This is a genomic window from Hymenobacter sp. CRA2 (assembly GCF_002007105.1).
Taxonomy (GTDB): domain Bacteria; phylum Bacteroidota; class Bacteroidia; order Cytophagales; family Hymenobacteraceae; genus Solirubrum.
In genome coordinates this window covers 573518-592068 of the sequence record NZ_MVBC01000002.1, presented here as the reverse complement: position 1 = coordinate 592068, position 18551 = coordinate 573518, and the positions used below count along the sequence as shown (strand labels likewise).

Genomic DNA, 18551 nt, shown 5'->3' with positions numbered 1-18551 from the left:
CTGCTTGATGCGCGAAATGTTGTGCCTTCTCGCCAGGACAGCGGGTGCTACCGTTAGAACTTAACCTTTTCCCTGCTTACGAATCCACTCGAGGATGTTCAGCTGCGGCCACATCACAGGTTTCTGCTCGCCGTTCACGAGCGGCCATTCCAGCGCTGGAGCCTGCAAGAGGTGGTTAATGCCGTCGAGACGGCGAGAGGTTACGCGGCGGTTGTCCTTTAGCGCTTTTTCCAGCACGCTCAGGTTGGTCGGCTGAATGTGCTGGTCGTCGGTGCCGTGGAGGAGGAAGACGGCGGTGCGCACCTGCTCCAGGTTGAGCGTGGGCACGTAAGTCACCAGACTACGGTAGCAGGGCGTGACCATGTCGGTGGCGTGCGCCTGGGCTACCGCCGGGTCGAGGGCAGGGTTTTGCTGGCGCAGCATGTTGACGAGAATGGCCTGCGCCTGGTCGTTGTTGGGCATGTTGCGCACGATTTCCATCATCGGGCGCTGCTTTTTCACGCGGGCGTCCAGCTGCTTTTTGTCGGCGGCGCGCTGGCGCATCTGCTGCTGCCCCAGGTACGTCTCTATCTGGGCCGAATTGGCCCCTTTGCGGCGCAGCTCGGCCAGTTTCTCGCCCTGCTGTTGCTGCTGTAGCAGCTGTCGACGGCCCCGATGCTCCTGGGCCGTGTCGGCTTCACCGGCTTTAAGAAAAGCGGCCAGCGGGCGTTGCGCCATCACGTCGTAGCCCGGGTTGCCCAGGGCCCCGAGGCTCACCACGAAGGCCGGCGGCAGGGGCTGCGTCGCTACCTGCAGGGCCACGTTGCCGCCTAGCCCATGGCCAATCAGCCCGAGCTGGGCAATGTCGAGCAGCTTGCGCGTGCGCAGAAAGCTCAGCGCCACCTGCGCATCCTTGGCTAGGTCGGCGGGGGTGGCGGTACGCCAGTCGCCGCCCGACTGGCCTACGCCGCGGCCATCGAGGCGGAGCACGGCCACGCCGTGGCGGGTGAGGTAATCGGCCAGGGAGCCGAAGAGCTTGTAGTCGCCCACGGCGGCGTCGCGGTCGTGCGGGCCCATATCGGGTAGCAGCACCACGCCCGGGAAAGGGCCCTCGCCGGGCGGCGTGGTAAGGGTGCCGCTCAGGCGTGTGTTATCGTGGGCGCTGGTGAAAGTGACCTCCTCCACGCGGTAGGGCGGCGGAAACTTGAAGTTCTTGGGCTGGGGCGGCAGCGGCGTAAACTGCAGCGTGAGGTCGGTTTTGAAGCCCTGCTGGCGCCATTGGCCCTGCAGCTGCTGGCCGTCGGCGGAGCGGCGGCAGATGTAGTTAAAGCCCAGCTCCTGCGACTCGAAAATGATGGTATCGGCTTTGAGGTCGACGGTGAGCAGGGCACGGTTGATGCGTTGCGCGGGCACATTGAGCACGGCAAAGCGGGTACCGCCGGCCAGCTCGGTGACGGTGATGCTCACGGGCAGGCTGCCGCCGGGCACGGTCAGAGGCCCTTTCCACTCGCCCTCCAGCGAGGCAGTCGGTGGCAGCTGTGCAGCGGGCTGCGCCCAGGTGAGCAGCGGTAGCAGCAGGAGCACCCAGCCCCAGAGCAGGCCCGCAACACATTTATTCATGGCAATCGGGAAAAAACGCCCCGCGAAGCCAGACGGCACCACGAGGCGGGCAACACTAGGTAGCTAAAGCAGGAAAGTAGGTGGACCGAGCAGTTGGCCAGGCGCTTAGGGCAGCAGCACGCGGTCGATGACGTGCACCACGCCGTTGGTGCACTGCACATCGGGAATGGCCATGTTGGCCACGGCGGGGCCGTTGCCGGTGGCGCGCACCGTCAGCACCCCGTCGGTGAAGGGGCCGAAGCTGATGGCCCCGCCGCCGGCCGAGGCAGCACGGCCGTTTTCGGGCAGCTCGGGCGTGAAGCGGCCAGCCGGGCCGCTCGGGTGCACGATGACGTGCTGCAGTAGCACGCTCGTCACGGTACCGACGGGCAGCTTGCGGATGTCGGCGGGCACGTAGCCCTGCGGCGAGCCGGGCGCTACCTGCAACTGCGTGAGCAGGTTACGAAAGGCCGCGTCATTGGGGGCAAACACGGTAAAGGGCCCCGGGCTGGAGAGCGTGCCGGCCAGGTTGGCGTAGAGCACGGCTTCTACCAGGAAGGTCAGCTCCGGCTGCACAAACACCTGCTTGTTAGTGAGGGCCAGCGCCGATTCCACCACGTTGCCGCCGGTGGCCAGCAGCACTTTGTCGATGGCGTGCACCGTGCCGTTGGAGGCCGGAATATCGGTGGCGAGGATGCGCGCCCCGTTGACGTAGAGTGCGCCGTTGCGCTCGATGATGCGGCGCGGGATGCCGCCCAGCGCCGACGGCGAGCTAACGCCGGCGCGCAGGGTGCTGCCGGCCAGCGTGCCGCCCGTCACGTGGTATTTCAGGGTGCCGGTGAGAAAGTCGCGGTTCAGCACCAGCAGGTCCGTCGCCGAGTACAGGCCCAGGCGGGCAAAGGCGGCGTTGTTGGGCGCAAAGACCGTGTAGTTGCCCTGCGGGTCGTCGGGGTTGCGGTTCGAAAGGAGCGCCACCACACCGCCGCGCACGGCGGCATCTTCCAGCACGCTGAAGTCCTTATTGCCCACGGCCACGCCGGCAATGGAGGGGTTGGTTTCGGTGTTTTTGTTGCAACCCGACAGCGAAGTCAGAACCGCTAAACCCAAAATGGGAAACAGGGCGCGTAGGCGTGAAGGCATAGAGAAGGTGGAGAGTAGCACATGGCTCCGGCGAAGCCGGCCAACAAACGGAACCGGTTGGGCCAGTGGTTTTACCCGTTCGGAAAATTTTTCTCCCGCGTTGGGAATCCGAAGGTAGAATTGGGCTCGTAGCTAGCGCGCCCGAATTTGGTCAGGCCCGCAAACCGCTGTGCCAACACGCCGGACTACTCGCTAAAGCGTCTTCATTTCCTCTCTTCACCTTATACATGCAACACTCTTACCTCACCTGCCTGCTGACCGGGGCGGCGCTGCTGGGCGCCGTCGGGGCCGGGCAGGCCCAGAGCCTGGTGAGCGGCTTTATGGCCGGCAAGCACCACGGCTCCGTGGTATTTACGGGCACCGCCGAGCACTACCGAAACGTCTTTCTGGTACCCGACAAAGTCGACGCCGTGCCGATTTTTCGGGAGGTGCGCGTGTCCTCGGTCAGCCTGTACGCCAACTACGGCATCACCGACAACATCGAGGCGGTGCTGAGCCTGCCCTACATCCAAGCGAAGGGCAAGGCGGCGCAGCCGGTGCTGCAGGACGAGGGCTACACCAACACCCGCGCCGGGCTGCAGGACGTGTCGGTGATGCTCAAGTTCAAGTCGTTTTCGGCACCGGTGGGCAATAGCCAGCTGGATCTGCTGGGCGCGGTGGGGGTGAGCACGCCGGCCGGCAACTACCGCAACGACCCCGGGCTGGGCTACATCATTGCCATCGGCAACCGAGCCACCAAGTACACCACGCTCGGCATTGCGCAGCTGCGTACGCCCTCGGGCATCTTTTTTATGGGGCAGGCCGGCTACAGCCTGCGCACCAATGCCGTACCCAATGCCTTCCTCGCCGACGCCAAGGTGGGCTACGCCGGCCTGAATTTCTACGCTGAGGCCTGGGGCTCTTTGCAGCAGTCGAGCAGCACAGGCACGGATATCCTGCAGCCCAATTTCACGGGCGACTTCACGGCTACGCGCGTCAGCTACGCGCGCATCGGGGCCAGCGTGTACAAGCCCGTCATCAAAGGCATCGGCGTGATTCTGGGCGTAAGCCAGTACGTAACGGGCCGCAACGTGGGGCAGTCGACCGGGGTATCAGCCGGCGTGTCTTACAACTACTAACCTGCCTTCCTGAGCTAGAAAACGACTTTTTTCGCGTACCGCTGCCCGGTGCGGCCAGCAGTCTTCGGGCCGCTGGCCGCACCGGGCGGCAGGCGTTTGGAGAGTCGGGGCGGGCACCATGATTTGCAATTGCCGGCGTCGTGGGGCTACCTTTGCCGGACCAATTCTTTACTGCTGAAGGATTGTTTTTATACAGAGGCGCGGAGAGACAGGCTCTGCGAAGCGCCGGCAACCTCGGGAAAGTCCCGAACGGTGCCAATTCCTGACCATATAAAAACAAGTTGCTGTGGGCTTTTCGAACCACTTTTCCGCTTGCCTTTCCACCCGCGCCGTATCGGTGCCTGCTGCCCGCCTCGCTTTGCAGGCCGGCTGTTGTTGTTGGAGCTAGTCGGCAGTAGCCACACTTTCGGGGTGTAACTGCGCGCCCGGCGGCGTCAGTCGCCGTGGACCAGCTTTTTCTCGTTGCCCCAGGGCCGTTCGGCGGATAAGCGTCCGGGCGGGCCGTGCTGATGGGCCGCTAGCGGCCGGGGCTGTTTTCTGCGCGTCCGTAGCGGCGCTAATCCTGTATCATGCTCAAAAAATCATTGGAACTGCTGCGGCTGGAAGCCGCAGAGACTGGTTCGCACACGCTCAGGCGCAGCCTGGGGCCCTTCAACCTCATTGCCATCGGGGTGGGCGTTATCATCGGGGCGGGCCTGTTCTCGCTCACGGGCATTGCCGCGGCCGAGCACACGGGCCCGGCCGTGACTCTCTCCTTTATTGTAGCGGCCATCGGCTGCGCGTTTTCGGCCCTGTGCTACGCCGAGTTTGCCTCTATGGTGCCGGTGGCCGGCTCGGCCTACACCTACTCCTATGCCACCATGGGCGAGCTATTCGCCTGGATTATCGGCTGGGACCTGGTGCTGGAGTACTCGGTGGGCGCGGCCACGGTGGCCATCAGCTGGTCGCAGTACCTGGTGAAGTTTCTCAGCAAGTACGGCCTGCACCTGCCGCCGCAACTGGTGATGTCGCCCTGGGAAACGGCTACGCTGGCCGACGGCAGCACCGTAAGCGGCTGGGTGAATGTGCCGGCCATTCTGGTGGTGCTGGCTATTACGGCTATTATCATCCGGGGCACGCAGGGCTCGGCGTGGTTCAATGCCGTGGTGGTGGCCCTGAAGGTACTGGTGGTGCTGGTGTTCATTGCCCTGGGCTGGCAATACATCGACCCGGCCAACTACCACCCCTACATCCCGCAGAACACCGGGACCTTCGGCGAATTCGGCTGGAGCGGCATTCTGCGCGGGGCCGGGCTGGTTTTCTTCGTCTTCATCGGCTTCGATATCGTGGCCACCATGGCGCAGGAGGCCAAGAATCCGCAGCGCAACATGCCCATCGGCATCATCGGCTCCTTGCTGGTGTGCACGGTGCTCTTCGTGCTCTTCGGCTACGTAATGACGGGGCTGGCCAACTACAAGGAGTTCAAAGACAGCGCCGCGCCGGTAGCCATTGCCATCGAAAAAACGCCCTACGGCTGGCTGAGCACGGCCATCATCGGCGCCATTCTCATCGGCTACACGTCGGTAATCCTGGTGGATTTGCTGGGCCAGAGCCGGGTATTCTTCTCCATGAGCCGCGACGGGCTGCTGCCGCGCGTCTTCTCGCAGGTGCACCCGCGCTTCCAGACGCCGCACAAATCCAACCTGCTGCTCGGCGCCTTCATCAGCCTGTTTGCGGGGCTGGTGCCCATCAAGGTAGTCGGCGAGATGTGCAGCATCGGCACCCTGCTGGCCTTCGTGATGGTGTGCGTGGGCGTGCTCATCATGCGCAAAAAAGAGCCTGACGCGCCCCGCGCCTTCCGCACGCCCTGGGTGCCGGTGGTGCCTATTCTGGGCATTATTACCTGCCTGGTGATGATGCTCAGCCTGCCCGGCGACACGTGGATTCGTCTGGTGGTGTGGCTGGCCATCGGGCTGGTTATCTACTTCAGCTACGGCAAGAAGCACAGCAAGCTGGCCCAGGGGCTGACGGTAGACCCCACGGTGGAGCCGGCCGGCAATCAGGTGGCTTAGTAAACTATTCTTGGTATCCAGCAGCAACGCCGCCGAGCCGTGAGGCCGGCGGCGTTGCCGTTTGCTTACTTTAGCCAGCAATTAACTCATCTATATGGAACAGCTATACCCTGAATCGGAAGCGCCGCTGGCCGAAGCGCCCGCGCCCGTAGCCCCCACAGTAGTTACCCGGTATTATCCTACGTACAAAGAAAGCTGGGGCATGCTGGGCTGGTTGCTGCTCAGTTCTATTCTATTCGCTCTGCCCATCATTGCCGGGCACGCGTGGTTGCCGGCGCGCTACGCTACTGGTTTTATGGTGGTATTGGGGCAAGTGGCACAACTAGCCCTGATTCTGTTCCTGAGGCGGCGGGCCGGACCCAAGCGCCTGGAGCCCACCAGCTGGACTGGCCCGGCCGACTCGCCGCGGCTATTCGCGGTAGTGGCAGTGGTAGCGGTGGCCCTGTTGTTTGCCCGCCTGCCCGTGGCGTGGCTGGACCTGCCCACCTGGAGCGCCGACAAGACCTTTGTCAAGCTCATGCAGCAGCCCGCCTTGGCTTTGGTGGTGATGTGCGTGGGGGCGCCGGTGCTGGAAGAATGGCTGATGCGCGGCCTGCTGCTGCCGGGCCTCACGCGCAACTACGGCGCCGGCCGGGCTATTCTGCAAACCAGCCTGCTGTTCGGCATCATCCACCTAAATCCGCCCCAGGCCCTCAGTGCCTTTTTGCTTGGCTTGTTTTTGGGCTGGCTCTACACACGCACCCAGTCCTTGATGGCGTGTATCGCCGTGCATGCCATCAATAATATGGCGGCCTGGGGTGCCATGTATGCGGCCCATGGAGAGTACAAGTGGCACGAGCACATTTCCGCGGCGCAGCCTTGGGAGTTTGCCACCGTGGCGGTGTCGCTGCTCGTGGTGGGCCTGAGCATGCGCTACATCCAGCAGCTTACGCGGCCGGTGGCTGCCTCCAGCGAACTGCCAACCGTACCAGCGCTTTAGCGGCGTCCGGTGAGCTTGCGCACCAAACCTGTGGCTTCGGGTACGGCGCTGGTGAGCAGCACCAGCCCCGCGTACACCACCGTCAGCAGCACCGAACGCACGAGCATGGTCACCAGCGGGGAGTGCACCGGCGGAACCAGCCACGCCGCCAGCGCCGTGGCGGCCGATATGGCCAGGATAAGCGGAATGCGGTAATCGAAGGGCTGCAGGCGGTAGGCGTGCCACACAAACCACGTGCGGGCTACATTGATGCTGGTAAGGGCCAGCAGGGCCGCCCAGGCCGCGCCCACCATGCCCAGCGGCGGAATGAGCAGCAGATTCAGCAAGACCGTGGCCACGGCCAGCCCGGCGTTGAAAAACAAATCGAAGCGGTAGCGCGGCGAAGTCACCACGATCAGGCCATTGACGCCGGTGATGCCGTCGATGAGGCGGCCGACGAGCAGCAGCCACACGATGGTGGCCCCGGCGGCGTACTCAGGCCGCATCAGGGAGTAGATGAAATCCAGGTTCAGGCCGATGCCCAGGGCCAGGTAGCAGCCCAGCACGGTATTGAGCCGGGTGGTGCTGCGGTAGAATTCGGCCATGCGCGGCAAATCATTTTCCTTCCAGTAATCGGCCAGCAGCGGAAAGGCAATCTTATTGATGGAGCGGAAGGGAATGGTCAGCGCCGTGCTGATGAAAAACGCCGTGGTGTACACGCCGGCCGCTTTCAGGTTCACCTTCGAGCCCACCATCAGGGCGTCGATGGAGCTGATAACGGTGCCGGAAATGTTGGAGAGCAGGGCGAAGGCCCCGAAGTTCAGCAGCTCGCGTACCGGGCGCACCGCCAGCGCCGCCCGCTTAGGCCGCAGGTGCAGTTCCCCGATGTAGGCCAGGTAGCCCGTCAGCAGCAGGGTGATGCTGCTGTTGACGACGATATACCAGAGCACAAACTGGTGAAACGAGAGGTAGCCCAGCCCAAACGCCAGCGTGACGCCCGCAATGAGCACGCGCAGCAGCACTTCCTGCAGAAACGAGGAAAACGCCGTGTGGTACAGCCCTTTCAGGTAGGCGTCCTGCAGGGAGTAAAGCAGCGTGAAGAGGGCCAGCACCGCGCACCAACTGTAGTAGGGGCCGAGCAGGGCTGCATCGGTGGCATAGGCCTGCAGAATCAACGGCTGGCCCAGCCAGTACGCACCCGTAACGACGGCAAAACCCAGCAGCGGCAGGCCCAGCAGCAAGGGCAGAAAGCCGTGGTGACCGGCGTCGCGGTTGCGGAAGTAGGGGAAGAAGCGAATACCCACGCTGGCAAAGCCGAAAGCCGACAGCTGGGCGTAAATGGTGGCTAGACTCAGCAGCACCCGCGTAAGGCCCACCTGGTCGGCAGCCAGAAACCGCGGCATGAGCAGGGCGGTGTTGACGAAGCCCAAGCCCAGGCCGAAGTAGGAAATAACCGTGTTGCGCAGCCCCTGCCGCTGGACGATGCCCAAGTGGTGAAATAGTGAGGTCGTGAAATTATGGTATTGGGCTAGCAGCGTGGTGGCGCCGAATGGCAAACGCCTCAGCTTACTCTTGCACCGCTGCACATATTGCCCGGCCCGTCAGAAACGCCGTGCCGCGGCCGCGAAGGTACTCCATGATGCGGTGGAACTCCCGCGGGCCGTTCGCCGAGTTGGCCGGGTCGAAGTTTTCGTTGTGCCAGAGTAAAGTAAACACGCCGCCGAACCGCTCGATTTCCTGTAGCATGGGCTGGATAGCGGGCATGATTTCCGCGGGTGCCAGCCGCAGGTAGCGCGGGTGGTGCAGGGTGGCGTCCATCAGGTTCAGCGGGATTTCGAGAAAGTCGAACGCCTGGCCGTGCTTGAAGTCAAACAAGCGGAAGGGCAAGCAGTAAGAGTGGCGAAAGCCGAAATGCTCGGCGAAGCCCAAGGTGGAATCGTAGAGCGCGCCGAGGCCAGTCAGGTGCTCGGGCGTCACGCGCGGCTCCCATTGCAAGTAGTGAAAGCGCAGGCCCAACCGCTGGCCTTTGTCCGTCAGCGCTTCGCCAATGGCTTCGGCTTCGGCCCCGAGCTGCTGGGGGGTACGAGCGGAACCGATGCTCCCGTGCAGGCCTATTTCAGATTTGGCAGCTAGCGTCTGAACGCGCGGAATCAGCTTGTGCAAGCGGTAGTCCGCGTTGTAAGGCCCATGCTCGGTGGACCGTCCGTAATTCGGGATAAAGAAGAATGTACTCGAGGCGCCGTAAGCTGCTACGTTCTGCTGCACCTGTTCCAGATTGTCCCAGGCATCGGGCTGCGCGAGGTGCTGCCAAAGATGCCGGCCAAACCCGAGCAGGTTCCCCCGCTTCAGCGCTGCTTTGGCCGGCTCCTTCCAGGCGCTATACAGGTTGTCGATGTCGTGGGTGACGAAGGTGGCAAACGGCGCGTCGGCCGCCCAGCGCCGCGGCTGCAGTGCCTGCCCGCTGACGTGCTCCACCGCCCGACGCAGCACGTCGAAGTAATAGTTCACCACCGGCAGCGCCACAAACCCGTAGCGCTGCTGCACGCTGGCCGCGTAGGGAAAACGCCCGTGCTGGTCGCGCTCCGCGCAGAAGTACTCCTGCCAGCCGCTGAGCAGGTAAAACGCCGCCGACACGACGTCGGCGCTGACCACGGCCCGGCCGGGAAGCAACTCCAGCAGCGGCCGTTCGGGGTGCGCATCGAAAAAAAACGGCACCTGCTGCTCTTGCCACGCCCGAAAATTGGGCGCCGCCGGGTAAGGCTCGTGGCCGCTGAAAAAGTCAACGGCGCCTTCCAGCACTTCCACCTGCGGCCGGTCTGCCGCGTAACCGATGCGCACGGGCGGAGCCGGCTGGTAAGCCAGCCAGAAATGCCGCAGCACGTAGGCCAGGCGGGCTTCAGTAGTGACTGGTGCAGCGGTGGCAGGTGGGAGGTTCATGGCGCGAAAATACAGCTGGCAGCGCGCTGGAAGCATGCTGGGCAAAGGTGCGTGGCGGGCCCCAACAGAAACGGGCGGCGGGAGCGGAGTATGATTCCCGCTCCCGCCGCCCGGCTTGGTAGTCAGAGCAGCTTATTCGATGACCAGCTGCCTGGTGACGACGCCCGAGGTCAGGGCTACGCGCACGGTGTATACACCGGCCGGCAGGCTGGGCAATTCCACGCGCTGGGTACCGGTAGCGCGGGCCGCCGCCAACGTTTGCCCGAAGATTCTCTGGCCGAGTGCGTTGACGAGCGTTACGCCCACCACGCCAGGAGAAGCCGTAACGGGCAGCTGCAGGAACAGCTCGCGCCGGGCCGGGTTGGGGTAGAGGCCAATTTGGGCCTGCTGCGCCTGCGAGGCGGCCAGCACGCGGCTGGCGCTGAACGATACCGTGAAGCGACCCGCCAGGTCCGTAGTGGCGGAGGTAAAGCGGTAGCTCGGCTGCTGGCCCAGATCGGTTACGCTGCCGGTGAGGCCGTCGTGCAGGTAGGCCGAGCGGCCAGCGGGCAGGTTCAGTAGCTCGGCGGCCGTCAGGGTGTAGGTAGTGTTGGGCTGGGGCACGCGGCCCGTCAGAGGCACTGTCAGGGTGCTGGCATCGGTCAGGGGCAAGCCGCTGATGCTCAGTTGCTCGGCGCCCTGCGGTACGCCCAGGGCCAGGGTTTCGCCCTGGCTGACTTTAAAGGCATCAAAGCCGCCATCGAAGCCGGTGGTGGCGCCGGCCTGCATGTAGAGGACCACTTCATCGGTGGCGGTAGCACTGCCGCGCAGCTGCAGGCGCAGCAGCGGGCGCGTTTCGGCTGCGGGACGTTGCACCAGTGGGTTTTGGTAGCTGGTCACGCGGGCGGCGTTGGTCAGGTTCAGGCTGCCACTGATGCCCGGCGCGCTGGTGCGCACAAAGAAGGCTTGGCCCATCGGGATGACGTCGGAGCCGCCGTTGGCGCCCACGCCGTTGACGAAGCTACCCGTGTACTGCCCGTTGGATTTATAAACGTACACCGCGTTGTCGAGGCCCGTAGCGTTCTGATAAGCCCGGCTCCAGAGCATGGGCGCGGGGTAGGGGTTACCTAGCAGGTGCCAGCCGGCTTGTGGCCCCGTGCCGCGGGTCAGGCCGCTGAGGCTTACGTTGCCGTTGCCGAGCGTGCCCACAAAATCCAGTGTCTGGTTGCCGGTCGTGTTCACGGTATAGCCGCGGCCGGGTACCAGCGCTTCGGTCAGGCTGGCGGGGGATACCCAGCCCATGTCAAAGTCCGACACACCCGAACCGCTCGTTACGCGGCTTTGGTCGTAGCCAAACACCGTCGGGAAGGGCGTTACGCTGTTGCCTACGGTGTTGTAGGCCGGGTTGACAACCGGGCTGAATGCGGCTGTGACCAGGTCGGCCATGGTGGTGTTGGCCACCGGAGCCGACAAGTGACGGTAACCCAGGCCGGCGTTCAGCGAGCCGTCGAGGTAGCGCTGCACGGTGGCGTTGCCGATAACCTGGCCGTTGCCCACGTTCACGACCATGGCCGTGCCCTGAGCATCGGAGAGCAGCGTGAGCGTGCCGGCGCCATTCAGCGCCAGGTTCTGATTCAGTGTGAGCACCCGAGAAATGGATAACGGCACGCGCACATCGGTGGTGCCGTTGCCGGTGGCATTGAGGCTACCCACGCTGATGCCCGCAGTGCCGCTGAGCTGTACTGCACTGCCCGAGGGATTCAGCACCAAGCTTCCCGGGCCCCCAAACGCGCCATTGTTGGTTAAGCTGCCACCGAACAAGGTGAGCGTACCGGCGGCATCAATGGTCATCGACGCGCCGGTTTCTACCCCAAAACTAGCCGCGCTGGCCGTGCCGCTGAGCACCGGCATACGCACGGCGTTGGCCGGAATTACCACGTTATCAGTAAAGGTGGGCACAAAGCCTGCGCTCCAGTTGGCCGGGTTGGTGTACACCGTGCTCACGGCGCCCGTCCAGGCATTGGGGTCGGCAATAATGTATTCGGCGCGGTAGCTCTGACCAGTCAGCGTGAGGGTAGTGGCGCTGCGGGTCGGGGAGGTCGTCGACCAGCTGGCCGCGTCGCCGCCCGAGCGGCTGTACAAGTTCTTGGTCACCGACACGCTGTTCTGCGGCTGCAGAGCGAAAGTGTATGTGGCCGTAGTAGGCAGCGAAAATACCCCGAAGTAAGTGGAGGCAGCCCCGCTGCTGGGCGCCGAGGTCGGCGCACTGTTGATGGCGTACAGCTGCACGCCCTGCGCCCCGCTCAGGCCGCTGACGGTAGCCACATCGCCGGAGGCGGCGGTGAGCGAAACTGTGCCGCTACCAGGGTAGGCGGCGACGCTCAGGTCGCCAATGGGCGCGCCGGAAGTCGTCCACGACGTTGTTCCGCTCACCGTGCCCGTAACGGGCTGGCTCCCAAGGTCGGGGACGCTGTTGCCGCTGCTTTGATCAAGGCGGTAGTAGGCCACCAGGTTCGTCGGCGCGGTGGTGACAATAGTGATTTTGCGGCACATGTTTGCCCGGATCTGTGCCGCTGTCAGGGCCGTATTCCATACCCGTACCTCGTCGATGTTGCCGTTGAAGTAGTAGTCGCCCGCCGACCAGTAGTTGCCAATCGACAAGACCTGGCTGCTGGCTAAGTTACCGCCGCTGTACGGGTAGGTGGCACTGTTTTCCAGCACGCCATCCACGTAAATCTGCCAGACGTTGTCGTTGCACACGCCCGCAATATGGTGCCAGCGCCCATCGGCCACTACCGTCGAGGATTCACCGGCGACGTAGTACGTGCCCGTGCGGGCCCGCCCGTAAAAGGCGGCGTGGCCGTTGTTGGTCCCCAGCTGAAACCCGCTGTCCTCCCCCAGACTGTTGGAGTACTTGGTTGCCGCGAATTGCAGACTGGAAGAGCTGGTTTTAATCCACGCTTCGACGGTTACCTGGCTGGTGATGCCGCGCGTGGCCGTACCGCAGTTGACGGCTGTGAAACCCGAAAAGCCCGTAAAGCGCAACGTGTTGCCAGGGCCAGGCATAGTCTGCGCAGTAGCGGCAGCTCCCAACAGGCTGGCCGCGGCGCTCAAGGCAATGCAGGTAGCACGGGAAAGTATTCGAGTAAAATAATCGAGATGCATAGGGAGCAGTTGGATGAACAAAAGGCGAATAAAGATAGCGCCGTCGAGCTTTGGGTATAACTATTTCTTGGAATTTGTCAGAAAACACATTGAGTTTGGCCACTACCATCCGTGCGGAAAGATCATGCCCGGCTGAAGCAGATAATCAGCTGGATAACCATTGATCCAGCACAGCCAATGCTAGTTGCTGGCTGTGCCCCTCGTGCGGGGTGCCGAGGGTAGCGTTATAGTAGCCAGCTTTTAGATAGAGGTCGGCTGGTTTGCCTTGCTGATAGCGGGTCAATAGTGCGTCTATATCCGGCAGCGCAGGGGCGTAGTCCACCAGGCCGTGGGCTGCGTAACCGTAGTAGTCGAACGAGCCGCCGGTGGAGCCGAAGCGGTAGTAGATGCTGGCCAGGTTCAACAGCGTGGCTTCCAGGTGCGTGGAGGTATCGGCCGCCACCAGCGCGTCGTGGGCAGCGAGGAAGGCAAACACGTTTTCGCGGCGGGCATCGGAGAGCTGCACCCGCGGGTATGGCCGTAGCAGCTGGGCAAAGTCGCGCTGGTCGTTGGGGTGAGGACGCAGGGTAAACTGCAGCTCGGGAAACTGCGCGCTCAGGTGCTGCACCGCCGCCGCAATGCCCTCGGTGGGGTCCAGAATATTGGTGGCAATGGCCACGCGCCGCACCACCGGGTTGGTATTGCGCTGCCCCACGAAAGCGTCGGCCTTGGGCATGCCCACCAGCTGCACCTGCCCGGCCACGGGGCCGCACTGCCGATACTTATCCAGCGCATCCTGGCCTTCGAGCAGGTTCAGGTCAAAGCCCAGTGGGGGAAAGATAGTGCTGACGCTGGCGTGCTGGATGTAGGCCGTGGGTACGCCTTCTGCCTGGCAGGCGAGCAGCATGGCGCGGGCGTCGTCGTTGTGGTCGTTGGCAAACACCACGGCCCGCGGCCGGTAGCGGCGCAGTGCCCGGCGGTACTCCTCGTAGTAGCCGATGGCGTTGTATATCAGGTCGAAAAACCGCCACGCCAAGCTGCCATGCTGCCGCCACAGTCCCCAGAATACCACCGGAAACTGCCAGTAATACAGCAGCTTGCCGCGCAGCGAGAGGCGGCCGACCTGCCCGTTGTAGCGGCCGATCTGCTTGCTCTGGCCCGCTACCATCGCGGCATCGGGGCGGTGCGCCCGCAGGAAGTGCAGCGCGTCGTAGTTGTTCTGGCTGAGCACGTACAGCCACACCCGCCCCGCCAGCGGCTCGGGCTGCGGCACCGGCCGAAAGATATTGCCCACCAGGCGCAGCCCGGTGTAGCCCAGCACCTTCACCAAGCGGCGCACCGCGCTGGCCGGCGACACCACATTCAGGGCATGGCGAGGCAGCCCGGCAAAGGCGGGGGTGAAGCGCAACTGCAGAATGTCGCGGTACCGGGCGACCAATGACGTAGCCGCCCGGTTCGGCGGCTGACTCATAGCAGGTCCCAGGTGAGCGGGGTACCCGGCTTAAGGTCGCGGGTGGCGGTGCGGCCCAGCACCACGTCCCAGAAGCGCGGCGCCAGCCCGTCGCCGGGGCGGATGATGCGCAGGTTGTCGGTCGACAGTACTTCGCCCGCTTTCACCGGCTGCGACACGTAGATGGAGCGCTTGTAGATGCGGCTTTTCTCCTCGGCGGCCTGCACGCACAGCTGCACGGTGCCCATGGCCTGCCAGGCGCGCTCGGTTTCTTCCACCAGCGCCTTCAGCTCGTGCGGCTCCATGGAAAAGGCCGAGTCCACGCCGCCGTCGGCGCGGCTCAGCGTGAAGTGCTTCTCGATGACGCAGGCGCCCAAAGCCACCGCTGCCACGCTCACGCCGATGCCCATGGTGTGGTCGGAGAGGCCAATGGGGCAGTTGAACGTCTCGGCCAGCACCGGAATCGTGCGCAGGTTGGTGTTTTCGGGCGAGGCAGGGTAGGTGCTGGTGCACTTGAGCAGCACCAGCTCGCGGCAGCCCGCGGCACGCAGGGTGCGCACGGCCTCGTCGATTTCGGCCAGCGTAGCCACGCCGGTGCTCACGATGACGGGCTTGCCCGTGGCGGCCACCTTGCGCAGCAGCGGCAGGTGAGCGTTTTCGAAGGAGGCAATCTTATAAGCCGGCACGTTCAGCGACTCCAGGAAGTCTACAGCCGTTTCATCGAAGGGCGAGCTGAAGGCCAGCAGGCCGCGCTCGGCGGCGCGCTCGAAAATGGCCGCGTGCCACTCCCATGGCGTGTAAGCCTCCTGGTAGAGCTTGTAGAGCGACTTGCCCTCCCACAGCGAGGTGCCTTCCTCCTGAATCACGAAGCCGGTATCCATGGTGATGGTATCGGCCGTGTAGGTTTGCAGCTTGATGGCGTGGGCGCCGGCGTCGGCGGCCGCATCCACAATGGCCAGCGCGCGGTCCAGCGACTGGTTGTGGTTGCCGGACATTTCGGCGATGATAAACGGGCGGTGCGCTCCACCCACGGGCACCGAGCCAATGGTGAGCGAATGAGCAGCGGAAGCAGACATAGTCCGCAAAGCTACGCAACCCCTTGCCGAACTTCCGCTACTCCGCTTGGGCCGGCGTGGCCGTAAGCTGGTGTAGTAGCTCCGGCGTCAGTTCGTCCAGCGAGTCGATTTGCACGTCGGCCTCGTGGCCAGGCGTAGCGGGCACGTAGTGGGCGTAGTTGCCGCGGCGCACCCGGATGGTGCGGAAGCCCAGCGGCCGGATGCCCACAAAGTCCTTGCGCACGTTGTCGCCCACGTACACCACCTGCCCAGCGGGCACGCCCTCGCGCCGGGCAATGCGGCGGAACAGTTCCGGGTCGGGCTTAGCGCGGTGCAGGCCGTAGCGGTGCGTGACGTACACGTGCCGTACCCGCTCGAACAAGCCCATGGCCGCGGCTTTGCGGGCCTGCACCAGCTTGTTGCCGTCGGTCAGCACGTAGAGCGGGTACGCGGCGAAGCGCTGCAGGCAGCGCTCCGCATCGGGGTGCAGCTGCAACGTCGGGGCGTGGCCGCGGTATGCGGTGAGGCACTGCTGGCGCAGGTTCTGCGAAAACCAGCCGCGGCGGCGCATCACCGCGTCGAACACCGCGCCGCGCCCGTGCTCGGCCTCTTCGCGGATCATTTCCGCCGTCAGCTCCTCGGCCGAGGCCCCGAAGCGCGCCGCCAGCAGTTCCGCCACGGCCCGAAAGCCGCTGTGCACATAGGTCAGCTCCTCGTAGAGCGTATCGTCGAGGTCGAAAACGAGGACGGGCAGGGCGGAATCAGCCAAGGAGAAGGAGTAAAGAGTTAGGCGAATCGGAAAACCGCAGCGAAGCAGACCTACTGATCGAGGTCCTCGGCAGCGGGCGCTACCAAGTCGGCCGGGAAACGGATCTGCCGCCACTGCCCGGGCCGCGGCTGAAAAGGCAGCAGCACCTTGTCGGGGCTGAGTGCTTCGCGCAGAAACCAGTCGAATACGCGCAGGCCGGCGGCCACGCTGGCGGTAGAGGCGCCGCCGAAGCGGGCATTGCATTCAATGAAGTGCAGCTCCCCAGCGGGAGTTTCCAGAACCTGAAACACCGCTGGGCCATAAATGCCCAGGTTTTCGGCTAGGCGCTGGCATTGCGCTACCAATGCAGGGTGCTCGACGGTCGTCGTTACCTGTGACTCGCCATGGTGCACCTCGTTGCGGTGGCGGGCCACGCCGCCGTGGGCCCGGCCCTGAGCGTCCACGTACACATCCACGCTCAACTCCCGCCCAGCCACGAAGGGCTGATACACCGGGCTGTGGAGCGTAGCGGCGTGTGTGTCGGCTGCTTCCGCCGTCAGGTTCAGGCCCAGACTCACAGAACCCGCACCGAATCGTTCCTTCACCACATATTGTTGCGTGCCAGCGAGTTCGGTGCGCTGCAGGGCGGTGGGAATAGCGGAAAAGCCGTGGGCCGCGAGGTGCCGGGCAAAAAGCAGCTTGTCGAGGCAGAGCTCCACGGCAGTAGCCTCGCTTACCAACACGGCCACACCGGCTTCGGCCAGGGCTGTGCGGTGTTTGGCCCAGAACAGCAGCTCCCCGTCGCGCGTCGGGATGATGGCCTTGACGTGGTGCTTGCGACAGTGAGCCAGTAAGTCGTCCAGCGACAGGTCCCGTAATGGCGGCATGGGCCAGAACTCGTCCACGAAGTGCCGGCCGAGGCAGCGCGCATCGGCATCGGCGCCGAGCAGGCGGGTAGCAAAGTGCCAGCGCTGGGCCGCGGCCCGCACGGCGCGCAACAGTGGCACCTTGCGCGAAATGCTGGTGACCAGCACGGCTGCGGGCGAAGCATTCAACGGCGCTTGGGGCCGAAAGCAGGCGTGAAACACCGTGTCGACGAGCGTTCCGTCCACGCGTACGTGCTGGTGCAGGCGCGCTTCTTCCACGAAGCCTGCTGCCAGCAGCACCTCAAACAGGTAGGGCCGCACGTCGTAGGCCTCAGTGTTGATTTTGTTGAACGGCAGCGCTTCGAAAGCTACTTGCTGCAGCAGGCGCAGATAAGCGGCAAAGTCCAGCTTGAACTGGGCCACGTCGGCGTTGCGGGTGGTGTTGAGCAGAAAGGAAATTTCGCCGCGGCCAGCCTCCCAGTCGAGGTGTACCAGCCCGCCGTAGCCGATCAGTTCATCCTCGTGCAGCAGCGAAAACAGCAATTGTCCAGGCTGCTCAGCTCCGAACAGCGGCCGCACCACCTGGCTGAAATACTGATCCTGCTGCTCGGCCGTGATGGGGGCCTTCTGCCGCAGAATAGCCAGCTGCTCGTTGCGCCACTGCCGGATCAACTGCCGGTCCTGCCAGCGAATGGGCAGCAGAGTGTAGCCGTCGGCGCTAAACTCCTGCTGCGGCAGCGCCCGGTAGGCGGTGGGCCAGGTCGCTTCCATCTACAGAACGATGTAGGAAATCAGCGGATTGAGCGGGCTGCGGCGCAGGGCGTGGTTGCGCAGGCCGAGCACCTCGTCCAGGGCCTGCGTTTCGCCCGGAAACTCGGGGCAATTCACCTCGTCGAAAGCCAGAATGGCACCCTTGGGCATGCGCGGCAGAATAGCTTCCAGGCAGGCCTTGGTGGGGGCGTACAGATCAAAGTCGAAGTAAGCAAAGGCCACCACGGTTTCGGGGTGTTGTGCCAGGTACTCTTTTACCGTCACCGTGGCGTCGCCCTTCACCAGTTCAAACTTGCGCTTGTGGGCAATGGGGCTTTCGGCCTCGTGCAGGGCCAGGAGCTGCTCCAGCTGCTGCTGGTAACCCTCCGTCACGTTGTAATCGCCTACCTGGGCTCGGCCGCCGTCCTGCTCGGCCACGTGCGGAAACCCTTCAAAGGTGTCAAAGCCAATGAGGCGGCGGTTGTAATTGTAGGGCTCGTAGATGCCGCGCAAGGCGTGAAACAGCGCCATGTTCTGGCCCCAGCGCACCCCGAATTCCATTATAACGCCGTGCACGGGCACGATTTGGCGGTACAGCTCGTCCAGGAACAGCAGGCGCGACAGGGTCTGGCGCGTCAGGTACAGGCCGAGGTTGTGCAGCAGCTCGGCGTCGGGCAGCGGGGAGTGGCGCAGGTGCCCGGTGAGCTGCTGCAGGCGGTCCTGCTGCGGGGCCGCCGCGTTGGAAAAAGTCCGGATGGAATCAGCCATGAGGCAGCG

At 64.1% G+C, this 18551-nt stretch carries 13 protein-coding genes and 1 riboswitch; of the genes, 3 read left to right on the top strand and 10 right to left on the bottom strand.

Going from position 1 to position 18551, the window contains the following annotated elements; genetic code table 11:
- Positions 1-60 precede the first annotated feature (60 nt).
- Positions 61-1599 (bottom strand): alpha/beta hydrolase family protein, encoded by a 1539-nt coding sequence (locus B0919_RS06220; protein ID WP_078011346.1) that lies wholly within the window; start codon positions 1597-1599, stop codon positions 61-63.
- A 105-nt stretch (positions 1600-1704) separates the two neighbouring features.
- A complete protein-coding gene (locus B0919_RS06215) occupies positions 1705-2718 on the bottom strand; it encodes a fasciclin domain-containing protein (protein WP_078011345.1) in 1014 nt (337 codons plus the stop codon).
- 227 nt (positions 2719-2945) lie between these two features.
- Here B0919_RS06215 and B0919_RS06210 point away from each other — a divergent pair, with 227 nt between their 5' ends.
- From B0919_RS06210 to B0919_RS06200, 3 genes are all read left to right on the top strand, one after another.
- Positions 2946-3836: a hypothetical protein gene (locus B0919_RS06210; RefSeq protein ID WP_078011344.1), complete on the top strand. Its 891-nt coding sequence runs from the start codon at positions 2946-2948 to the stop codon at positions 3834-3836.
- 185 nt (positions 3837-4021) lie between these two features.
- Positions 4022-4113, top strand: a riboswitch (SAM riboswitch).
- Between the two features lie 292 nt (positions 4114-4405).
- A complete protein-coding gene (locus tag B0919_RS06205) occupies positions 4406-5887 on the top strand; it encodes an amino acid permease (RefSeq protein ID WP_078011343.1) in 1482 nt (493 codons plus the stop codon).
- A gap of 94 nt (positions 5888-5981) precedes the next feature.
- Positions 5982-6866 (top strand): CPBP family intramembrane glutamic endopeptidase, encoded by an 885-nt coding sequence (locus B0919_RS06200; RefSeq protein ID WP_078011342.1) that lies wholly within the window; start codon positions 5982-5984, stop codon positions 6864-6866.
- Here the strand turns inward: B0919_RS06200 and B0919_RS06195 are convergent.
- From B0919_RS06195 to B0919_RS06160, 8 genes are all read right to left on the bottom strand, one after another.
- Positions 6863-8335 (bottom strand): lipopolysaccharide biosynthesis protein, encoded by a 1473-nt coding sequence (locus B0919_RS06195; RefSeq protein ID WP_176132881.1) that lies wholly within the window; start codon positions 8333-8335, stop codon positions 6863-6865. The genes B0919_RS06200 and B0919_RS06195 overlap by 4 nt on opposite strands.
- A gap of 76 nt (positions 8336-8411) precedes the next feature.
- On the bottom strand, positions 8412-9782 hold the full coding sequence (locus B0919_RS06190; RefSeq protein ID WP_139361942.1) for a DUF7033 domain-containing protein: 1371 nt from the start codon (positions 9780-9782) through the stop codon (positions 8412-8414).
- 132 nt (positions 9783-9914) lie between these two features.
- Complete coding sequence (locus tag B0919_RS06185; protein ID WP_176132879.1) at positions 9915-12827, bottom strand: LamG-like jellyroll fold domain-containing protein; 2913 nt, start codon at positions 12825-12827, stop codon at positions 9915-9917.
- 244 nt (positions 12828-13071) lie between these two features.
- Positions 13072-14376, bottom strand: a complete 1305-nt coding sequence (locus B0919_RS06180) for a hypothetical protein (RefSeq protein WP_254846491.1) — start codon at positions 14374-14376, stop codon at positions 13072-13074.
- Positions 14373-15431, bottom strand: a complete 1059-nt coding sequence (gene pseI, locus B0919_RS06175; protein WP_078011338.1) for a pseudaminic acid synthase — start codon at positions 15429-15431, stop codon at positions 14373-14375. The genes B0919_RS06180 and pseI overlap by 4 nt, the downstream gene beginning before the upstream one ends.
- 37 nt (positions 15432-15468) lie before the next feature.
- Positions 15469-16179 (bottom strand): HAD family hydrolase, encoded by a 711-nt coding sequence (locus B0919_RS06170; RefSeq protein WP_176132878.1) that lies wholly within the window; start codon positions 16177-16179, stop codon positions 15469-15471.
- Between the two features lie 50 nt (positions 16180-16229).
- Positions 16230-17795: a GNAT family N-acetyltransferase gene (locus B0919_RS06165; protein ID WP_078011336.1), complete on the bottom strand. Its 1566-nt coding sequence runs from the start codon at positions 17793-17795 to the stop codon at positions 16230-16232.
- Complete coding sequence (locus B0919_RS06160; protein ID WP_078011335.1) at positions 17796-18542, bottom strand: TylF/MycF/NovP-related O-methyltransferase; 747 nt, start codon at positions 18540-18542, stop codon at positions 17796-17798.
- Positions 18543-18551: the final 9 nt, after the last annotated feature.